Raw genomic sequence first — 8,965 nt, 5'->3', positions numbered from 1 at the left:
GGGCTAAATCCCTTTCTAATCCAGGTTGGCGGCGGATGGTGGTGGCTTCGGTATAGGCGGCGATCGCCCGTTCTAGGTTGGCTACCGGCTCTTTCCCTAGTTCGGCTTGGGTGCTGTAGGCTACGCCCAGATTAGTGAGGGTTCTGGCTAAATCCCTTTCTAATCCCGGTTGGCGGCGGATGGTGGTGGCTTCGGTATAGGCGGCGATCGCCCGTTCTAGGTTGGCTACCGGCTCTTTCCCTAGTTCGGCTTGGGTGCGGTAGGCTATGCCCAGATTATTGAGGGTTCCGGCTAAATCCCTTTCTAATCCGGGTTGGCGTTCAGTTGCAGCACAAAACTCGTATCCATAGACGGCAATGGCTAGGTTAATGAGTGGATTACCTTTAGGAAATTCATAAATGGCATCAGCAAGACGATAGAGGAGTACCCCTATTTGGTAAGTTTCCTCTGGACTGGCTTGTTCCTTGGTATCATTTCCCCAAGCACGGAGGAGGTTAACTAAGTTTTCATCTAAGAGATGGAGGTTATTGTCGAGCAGGGGATAAATTGCTTGGCCGTTTCCGTCACTTTCTGCGATAGTTTGCAGTAGGGTTTGTAAAAAACTGATGTAGAGGTTTTGGTTATCTCTTGGCGGGTCTAAAATTTGCTCTAACTGTTGCGCCATATTCAGCAACCATCTCCCTTCATTGCTTTGTCCTTGCTGTTCTAATAAGTCTGCATACTGCTTCATCACAGCGACTAAGCCTGCATCAACTAATTCCGCGTTAGCCTCTAATAGCGCTGGTTCCTGACCATTTTCGCACTGGAAGAGCGCTTGGATTAGGGCTAAGTAAGCTTCTATTCTTGCTTCGTTCATGATTGGTTTTAGGTTTTAGTAGGGTGCGCCCTTCGATAGCGTAACGCACCAAATAAATTAATGATAGATGTGGTGCGTTACGACGGATTGTTAGATTTAAGTTTAAGCAGAAATTGTCGCCGTCTAACGCACCCTACATTTTACCATTTGGGGATGGGGAGTGAGTGCGATTATCTGTAGTGCGATCATGGATTTTAAGCTATAATCAAAGATGTTGATTTATCCCATGAAGTAACAATGTTATCGATTAATCTAGTAACGCACCAAATAAATTAATGATAGATGTGGTGCGTTACGACGGATTGTTAGATGATTGAGTAGGGGCGAAGCATTCGGACAATAACCTATTACTGAAACCCTAGATTTCCTATCCGAATGCTTCGCCCGTACCCCGAATTTTTCTCTAGCAAACTCAATTGGGGATGGGGGGTGAGTGCGATCATAGATTTTAAGCTATAATCAAAGATGTTGATTTATCCCATGAAGTAACAATGTTATCGATTAATCTAGATCGAGAAACCGAGAACTATCTAGCAGACATCATTTCCGAAGAGAATATTAGCTCAGAAGAACTTCTGAAAAAACTCATTTACGAACATTGGCAAAGCTTAAAACCGCGTAAAACTTTATCACAACGCCGGGGAGGTCATCCTCAGCATCTTTTAGAAAATGCTCCACCTGATTTATCATTGCGAGAAAACCGCAAAAAAGTAGTGGCAGAATATATACAAAACCATCATCAGCAACATCATTTATGACAAATTATCCCCCAAAAATTATTACAGAATCAATCAACCAATTCTCTAACTTCAAAGCAGGCACACGCTCAAATTCACGAGTATTTGCGGTAACAAGAGTCAGATCAAGCGCTAGAGAATGAGCAGCAATCAGTAAATCATTTGGACCGATTGGGGTTCCTGCTTGCTCCAAATGTTTACGAATTAGGGCATAGTGCTTATCTACAGTTGATTCTAATGGCAAAACTGTCAAGAACTCCAGGATGCGTTCTAGTTGCTGCACCAGACGGGAGGAACCACTTTTAACCACTCCAAATCTTAATTCACACGCCACAATGATGCTCGTACAAACGCTTTCTTCGCCGACATCCACAATATGCTGGAAAACCTGACCTTGGGGATACCTGATCAAATGTGATAGGATGTTAGTATCAAGCAGATATTGATAGGTCATTGGGTGGTACTAAAATGTAATGTCATCAAGGGGAAGCAACCCTTCATCTATATCAGGAAAATTGTCTGTAATGTCTGGCAAAGTAGTCAGCAAAGAAATTAGAGAACCGGAAGAAATCGGCTCAATGATTAAGCGATGACCTTCTTTGCGTAACAAAACCTCTGTGCTTGATAGGGCAAGTTCAGGAGGAATAGTTAAGACTTGCTCTTGTCCACTTGTTAGTAAAGAAACCTGACGTAAGTTTTGCATCTGTTGACCTCTTTGTTAATGATCACCTTACTATAATAGACGCTTCTAAGACAGAATATTCAGTATCTAAAACTTCTACTCCAAAGGTTTCAATATGAAAACGGAGTGCTGATTTCGCATCTTCTAGCGCTTCTTGATATGATTCGCCTTCGCCAATGACAACACCTTCAATACCTAAAGGATAAGCAATATAGCCATCTGGGTGTTTTTCGACAATTATTTTAATACTTTTCATGATTATTTTTTAAATACATTTTCCCAATTCATCAAGCAAATCCATCGCCACCTCTAGCCAGTCCACCGCACCCTCTGAAGACGGCTCAGGCGTTGCTCCCCTTACCCCTTCTGGACGCGAGACTAAGGGTTTAAAATTCTCATTATTCTCGTTGGCCTTCTCTGCTAAAAAGTCCCCTAATAGCGTCGGACGCTCATAGTCCTGCCGATAGTCCCAGACCCAGTTTAACACTGTGATTACCTCCGATCGCTGTTCCGCTGACCAGCCTTGTTTATCGATATACTGCGCCATGATTTGCTGACAGTTTTCCCACCGACGGTAAGCTTCCCACAGCGCCGATATAGGTTTCCTCATCGCCAAGGACACCGCGCCGCCTTCTGGGAAATCCTGGCGCAGGTCCGAACTCAACAGAACCCCAGTTAACCAAGCTCCTCCTTCCCCTAACTCGACTAAAATATAGGCTAATGTTGCCGGATTTAGGTCAATTTCGACCCTAATTTGGCTTAAATCTAACATTTCTTCACCAGAGTCTTGGGGAATCAATACAGCTTCTAGTTTACCTAGCTTGGGTAGTACCACTTGAGCATTATCAGCCGCCGCAGCATCTACCTCTATCCCATGCTCTTCTAGATAATCTGTCAGCACCGCCGCCGCTAAGGTGTTTTGGCGAAATTCCCCAAAGCTGGGATAGGGAACCCAAACAGAGTCGGCTAAATCTGTTTTAGGGTCTAAACCCGCAAGTTTAGCTAACTCAACCAGATCATCTGTATCTGCATTAGCAAGACGCAGGTACAGTTCTTCAACTTCTCGAATAAAATCTGCATCACTCATAACGTAATACCTGACGACTTAGATAGGGTTGGGTTTTATGCTTTAAAAATAACTTAGCGAATCCTAACTCAAATATGTTTAATTTTTCGTGTCGATAAATATCATCTCTAAATAAATTTTCTAAACCCGTAATCACAACCTGACGCATTTCAGGAGTAAATGTCGCTTCAACGCTCCAGGGAACACCCGCAATTAACATTTTACCCAGGGAATCCGCTAATTCCCCAATCAAAACAGGCTCACCTGTCCTATTCTCGAACACCCACACAGGCTGATTATTTGCTCCCTTGTGACTAATTTGCGCTATTTTAAGCTGAAACTTATCCCCCTGGGACTCTTTTTGACGCTTTTCTCTAACTCCCTTTAAGCTTGCTTTCGATAAATCAGGAGTTGCAGAACCTTCTAGTTGAAACTTGCTTTCCTGTTCTCCTCCTAACTGACGTTCAATCTCTAATTCCCTTGCTAAAATCTTTTTCAACGCTTCATTTCTCAACTCAGAAGGCATTTGGCCATTCTCCAGTTTTAAGCGTAACTCTCCCCCCCGCAAACCAAACTTAACCCGTCCAAAGCGAAAATCAAGCCACTGCTGATTAAAAATAATCCGCACCGATAGGGAAAACGCCTCTGGATCAGACTTTTTCAAAAGCGAAAAAACACCCTTAGACTCAGGCGCAAGGGGTTCTCCCAAAATCTACAAGTGCAGACATTCAGGACACTTATTGTCATGTTCTGTTACCGCAATTGCCCTTGATTGCTTTGCCATCATCCTAGGCCTTTCAAACCCTTAACTGTAATAATTGTACTGTATGTGGGGTTTGCGGCAAAAAATTTGTTGTTTTGCTAATAAAGTCCCAAAACCATTTTTTAGCAAAGCTGCTACCGATATTCAGCCAGCCCTAATTAGCTAGAGCAAGCCTCAAGAATTCCTAGCAAATTAACTAAGGGGTTATCTTAATGCTTGCTGCTATCAGCTTAATTTTCTTCCTCCACTTCCGGGGTTGGTTGTGGTAAACGAGCGATAAAATCTTTCATTTTAGGATGATTAAACATTTTCTCCGTGTCTTGCAGAAGACGTTGACCCCAGAGATTTTCCTCTAAAAATTTTAGACTGACATAACGACTATCGCTAGTGAGAGCGGCCTGAGCTAATTTGATGCCCTCCTCGGTTTTACCTTGACTATAAATAGCCACCGCAATAGCTAACTGAGGTTCCGCCTGTTTAGGATCAATTTTCAAAGCGGCCCGCCAATCTTTAAGGGCTGCTTCCTTGTCACCCTGTTCGTATTTAACTAAACCAATATTATTAATAGCGGGCCAAAAATTTTTATCTTGACTAACAGCTTTTTCGTAAGCTGCAATCGCTTGGGGATATTGTGCTAACTTGAGATAGGAATTACCGAGATCAAAAAGAGCGGGGGAGATATCGGGTTTCATTTGCAAACCCGCTTCAATCTGGGCAATAGCAGACTTGTAATCTTGATTCTGAAAATAGGCACTACCGAGGGAAAATTTAATATTAGCGTGGGCATCGGCGGGAGCAAGGGACAAAGATTGATTTAATGCCTCGATACCGGGTTGCACCTGATCGTCTTGCAGATATAAACTACCGAGAATAAACCAAGTTTGATAGAGATGGGGGGCTAACTGCACCGCTAACTTAGCCCGTCCGAGGGCCGCATCGGTACGGCGAAAACGAGCTAATTGGATGGCATCTTCGGCCATTTCAATTCCCGCTTGTTCCATCTGTTCTAACTCTGGTTCGATGGCGTAGGGGAGTAGCGCTTGGGAAAAAGCCAGCGGGCTGCCAGCGACGAAAAAAACGAGCAAAGAAATGATTAATTGAAGTTTTGGCACAGTTTACCCCCGCGATAGGCCTTTTTAAATCAGTCTATCTCGCTTGGGAGTTGTTGGCTAACGAAACAACAAAGGCAACTCTAGAGACGTTAGTATATAACCAATTAACTTTTGGCTCATCGATGGCAACAACCGTGTTGGGAAAATCAAATCGCCCCCTATTTTGGATATTCGGACTCATGGCTAGTGGTTTTCTGGCGGTGGGAGTGGTTTCTTATCGCTTGCTGCAAACTCCTCCTCCTGGCCTGGAATTGGCGAAAATGACCGTTCCTGCTCAACGGGAAACCCTCGCTGTGGAAATTAAAGCTAGTGGTAGGGTGGAACCAATCCAAAGTGTCAACATTAGCCCGAAAAACCCCGGCCGATTAGTGCGATTATTGGTGGATCAGGGCATGATTGTTAAAAGGGGACAAACCCTCGCCGTCATGGATAATTTAGAGGTGTATGCCCGGGGAATGCAGTCAGAAGCGCATCTGCGGGAAGCTCTAGCCAGTCTGGAACAGGCTAAACGCAGTATTCCCGAAGATATCCGGCAATTACAAGCCCGATTTTATCAGGCCCAGGCCAGTTATAAGCAATTAGAAGCCCGTTTAGCTCAGGCCAAAGAAAGAATTCCCAAAGATTTAGACCAGCTGCAAGCTCAGGTACAAGCAGCCCAATCCCGTTTTCGACTAGCAGAAAATCGGGTTAAACGCAATGAAAATTTAGTCCAGGAAGGAGCGATCGCTCAAGACCAATTTGATGCCGTCCTCAATGAATATCTCAACGCTAAAGCCAATTTAGACGAATCGATCCGCCGTTTGGAACAAGCGGATAAAACCGCTTCCCCAGAAGTGGCTGGAATTGAGCAGGAAATGATAGGAGCGGCAGCAGCGATCGCAGAAGCGAAATTTGCCCTCGAACAACGCCAAAAAACCCAAGAAACCGAGCTTGCTCGACTAGAATCATCTGTAGCGGCCGCCAGGGCCGATTTAGAGCAAATCAAGATTCAATACCGCGATACAGTCATTACTGCTCCCTTTGATGGCATCATCACCCAAAAATACGCCACCGAGGGTTCTTTTGTCACTCCCACCACTTCGGCCTCCAGTACCGCTTCCGCCACTTCCACCTCGATTATCGCCCTGGCATCGGGATTGGAAGTGATTGCTAAAGTGCCGGAAGTAGATGTGGGTTTATTGCAGCGCGGCCAACCAGTGCGAATTGTCGCCGATGCTTTTCCTGAAGAAGTCTTTGAAGGTCGAGTTATTCTCGTGGCTCCCGAAGCAATTATCGAGGATAATGTTACTTCTTTTGAAGTGAGAATCGGTTTGGTGACGGGACGGGACAAACTCAAATCGAAAATGAATGTGGATGTAACTTTTGTCGGCCAGCAGTTAGATAATGCCCTCGTCGTGCCGACTGTCGCCATTGTCACCCGGGAAGGCAAGTCAGGGGTTTTAGTTCCCGATGCCGAAAATAAACCCAGTTTTCAACCCGTTTCGATCGGTTTGGTCTTAGACGATAAAACCCAAATTTTATCAGGTTTGGAAGCTGGAGAAAAGGTCTTTATCGATCTCCCCGAAGGAGCCGAAGATACCTCGAAAACTAATCAAAAATAATCAAAAATCTCAATAATTTTTCTTAACAAATATCTCCAAATTGTCTTTTTTCTGATCGGACAGGAGTCAGGATTCAGGATTCAGGAGACAGGATTCAGGAGACAGGATTCAGGAGACAGGATTCAGGGGACAGGATTCAGGGACAGGAGATTATTTTATTTATTCTCCCCACACCCCACACCCCACACCCCACACCCCACACCCCACACCCCACTGATAACTGATATGTTTATCATCGAAAGTTTAAAAATGGCCGTCTCCACCCTAGGGGCCAATAAAGTGCGTAGCGGCCTGACTATGTTAGGGATTATCATCGGTAACGCTTCAGTAGTGGCCATGATCGGTATTGGCCAAGGGGCGCAAACCTTAGCCAATGACCAGTTTGCTAACTTGGGACCCAATACCATTTTTGTGGTGCCGGGGTCGCGACAAGCACGCAATACCACCGTTAATTTACCGAAAACCCTAGTTTTAGCCGATGCTCAGGCGATCGCCGAACAGGTTCCCACCGTCGCTGAAGTCGCCCCGGAAATAAACGCTCGTTTCCTGATTTCCCATCGTAATCGCAACATGACGGCTCTAGTCACGGGAAGCACCCCAGAATACGCTTCTGTCCGCAATTTTACCCTAGAAAAAGGTCGTTTTATCAATAATATCGATCTAGCCCGCAACAAACGGGTAACAGTGATCGGCACTGAAGTGGCAGCGCAACTTTTTCCCACCCAAAATCCCCTTGGTCAACAGCTGCGGATCAAAAATCTCAGTTTTGAGGTGATCGGGATTTTAGAGGCGAAAGGCTCCTTTTTTGGCAATAATCAGGATGAAATGCTGATTATTCCCCTTAGCACCATGAACTCGCAACTGGTGGGCAAAACCGGACCCTACGGTGTCGAGTTGAGTTGGATTAGTCTCACCGCGCGATCGGGGGAGGAAATCCGGGCCGCTAAGTTCCAAATCCAGAATCTCCTGCGTTTACGCCATAAAATCGTCGCTGAGGATGATTTTCGCGTCGAAACTGCTAAACAGATGATCGAAATCTTCGCCACGATTACCCAGGGTCTCACCCTACTTTTGGCTTTAATCGCCGGTATTTCCCTGATTGTCGGTGGTATCGGGGTAATGAATATTATGCTCGTTTCGGTTTCGGAAAGAACCGGGGAAATCGGACTAAGAAAAGCGATCGGAGCCAGAGAACAGGATATTCTCTTACAATTTCTGATTGAATCAACTCTCGTTTCCATCGCCGGCGGTGCGCTTGGTATTCTCGTCGGTGCAGGAGCGATCGTTCTCGTCTCCAGTTTCTCTCCCCTGGCCGCCACTGTTTCCGCCACCGCCGTCGCCCTTTCTTTGAGTGTTTCCACGGGTATTGGTCTCTTTTTCGGCGTTTTTCCCGCCTATCGTGCCTCTAAATTGGAGCCGATTGTCGCCCTCAGAAGTGTCTAATTTTTTAAGGTTTTTCGGGGACGTTTTTGGCAAGGATTGCTTTTATGGCTAGTTTGGGGTCTAATGTGTGGGACGAATTTTATAATCCCGATAACGACGATAATCATTGAGAATGCGATCATGATCAAAGCATAAAGGTTGGGGGAATTCCCAGAGATGAAAAATCCCGACTTTTTTGGCATCATCGGCAGCGATCGGTTGGCCTTTTGCCGTGGCGATAAAAACGATACTAATGGTGTGTTGACGCGGATCGCGGTTAGGATCGGAATAGACGTGAAATTGCTCGATTAACTGCACCTGCAAACTGATTTCCTCGTAAGCTTCCCGAATGGCCGCCGTTTCCACCGATTCGCCGTAGTCCACGAATCCCCCCGGAATTGCCCAGCCAAAGGGCGGATTTTTTCTCTCAATTAGTACGATCGGACGGTGGGGCGAGTCGATCAGTTCGATGATAATATCAACAGTGGGGGCAGGATTGCGATAGTTTGTCATTTTTTTCAGTTATCAGTGAACAGTTAAGTAAGTAGTTATAATTAAATTGAAGATAGATTTTGCCTCTGATCCCCCCTGCCCCCCTTGATAAGGGGGGTGCCGATCCCCCCTTAATCCCCCCTTGATAAGGGGGGTGCCGATCCCCCCTTAATCCCGCCTTGATAAGGGGGGTGCCGATCCCCCCTTAATCCCGCCTTGATAAGGGGGGTGCCG

The 8,965-nt window shown here is 45.7% G+C and carries 10 protein-coding genes and 1 pseudogene; 3 read left to right on the top strand and 8 right to left on the bottom strand.

What is annotated here, in order from left to right; all coding sequences use genetic code 11:
* A pseudogene (locus PX482_RS26110) lies at positions 1-856 on the bottom strand (CHAT domain-containing protein); the annotation flags it as partial.
* 491 nt (positions 857-1,347) lie between these two features.
* Here PX482_RS26110 and PX482_RS26105 point away from each other — a divergent pair.
* Complete coding sequence (locus PX482_RS26105; protein ID WP_002784632.1) at positions 1,348-1,614, top strand: hypothetical protein; 267 nt, start codon at positions 1,348-1,350, stop codon at positions 1,612-1,614.
* A gap of 4 nt (positions 1,615-1,618) precedes the next feature.
* Here PX482_RS26105 and PX482_RS26100 read toward each other — a convergent pair whose 3' ends face one another.
* The 6 genes from PX482_RS26100 to PX482_RS26075 all read right to left on the bottom strand — a co-directional run bounded on the left by PX482_RS26100 (position 1,619) and on the right by PX482_RS26075 (position 5,216).
* Positions 1,619-2,047 carry a type II toxin-antitoxin system VapC family toxin gene (locus PX482_RS26100; protein WP_002788601.1) on the bottom strand — a complete coding sequence of 143 codons (429 nt, stop codon included), beginning with the start codon at positions 2,045-2,047 and terminating at the stop codon, positions 1,619-1,621.
* A gap of 9 nt (positions 2,048-2,056) precedes the next feature.
* On the bottom strand, positions 2,057-2,296 hold the full coding sequence (locus PX482_RS26095) for an antitoxin (protein WP_002793069.1): 240 nt from the start codon (positions 2,294-2,296) through the stop codon (positions 2,057-2,059).
* A 22-nt stretch (positions 2,297-2,318) separates the two neighbouring features.
* Positions 2,319-2,531, bottom strand: coding sequence for a type II toxin-antitoxin system HicB family antitoxin (locus tag PX482_RS26090; RefSeq protein ID WP_002793068.1), 213 nt, complete (start codon positions 2,529-2,531; stop codon positions 2,319-2,321).
* A 9-nt stretch (positions 2,532-2,540) separates the two neighbouring features.
* On the bottom strand, positions 2,541-3,362 hold the full coding sequence (locus PX482_RS26085) for a hypothetical protein (protein WP_004159619.1): 822 nt from the start codon (positions 3,360-3,362) through the stop codon (positions 2,541-2,543).
* On the bottom strand, positions 3,355-4,005 hold the full coding sequence (locus tag PX482_RS26080; protein ID WP_223213047.1) for a hypothetical protein: 651 nt from the start codon (positions 4,003-4,005) through the stop codon (positions 3,355-3,357). Before PX482_RS26080 ends, PX482_RS26085 begins: the two co-directional genes overlap by 8 nt.
* Positions 4,006-4,334: 329 nt before the next feature.
* Positions 4,335-5,216, bottom strand: a complete 882-nt coding sequence (locus PX482_RS26075) for a tetratricopeptide repeat protein (RefSeq protein ID WP_004159623.1) — start codon at positions 5,214-5,216, stop codon at positions 4,335-4,337.
* A gap of 122 nt (positions 5,217-5,338) precedes the next feature.
* Between PX482_RS26075 and PX482_RS26070 the strand changes: the two genes are divergently transcribed.
* The gene (locus PX482_RS26070) at positions 5,339-6,817 is read left to right on the top strand and encodes an efflux RND transporter periplasmic adaptor subunit (RefSeq protein ID WP_004159624.1); all 1,479 of its coding nucleotides are present in this window, start codon (positions 5,339-5,341) and stop codon (positions 6,815-6,817) included.
* Between the two features lie 225 nt (positions 6,818-7,042).
* Complete coding sequence (locus PX482_RS26065; protein ID WP_004159634.1) at positions 7,043-8,260, top strand: ABC transporter permease; 1,218 nt, start codon at positions 7,043-7,045, stop codon at positions 8,258-8,260.
* Positions 8,261-8,320: 60 nt separating this feature from the next.
* On the opposite strand, the gene PX482_RS26060 is transcribed toward PX482_RS26065, so the two are convergent.
* Positions 8,321-8,752: an NUDIX domain-containing protein gene (locus tag PX482_RS26060; RefSeq protein ID WP_002799564.1), complete on the bottom strand. Its 432-nt coding sequence runs from the start codon at positions 8,750-8,752 to the stop codon at positions 8,321-8,323.
* Between the last annotated feature and the right edge of the window lie 213 nt (positions 8,753-8,965).

Origin of the sequence: Microcystis sp. M53602_WE12 (assembly GCF_030065455.1) — a bacterium.
GTDB classification, from domain to species: Bacteria; Cyanobacteriota; Cyanobacteriia; order Cyanobacteriales; family Microcystaceae; genus Microcystis; species Microcystis aeruginosa.
Note: the sequence above shows the minus strand (reverse complement) of the source record. Positions and strands in the feature narration are given on the sequence as shown.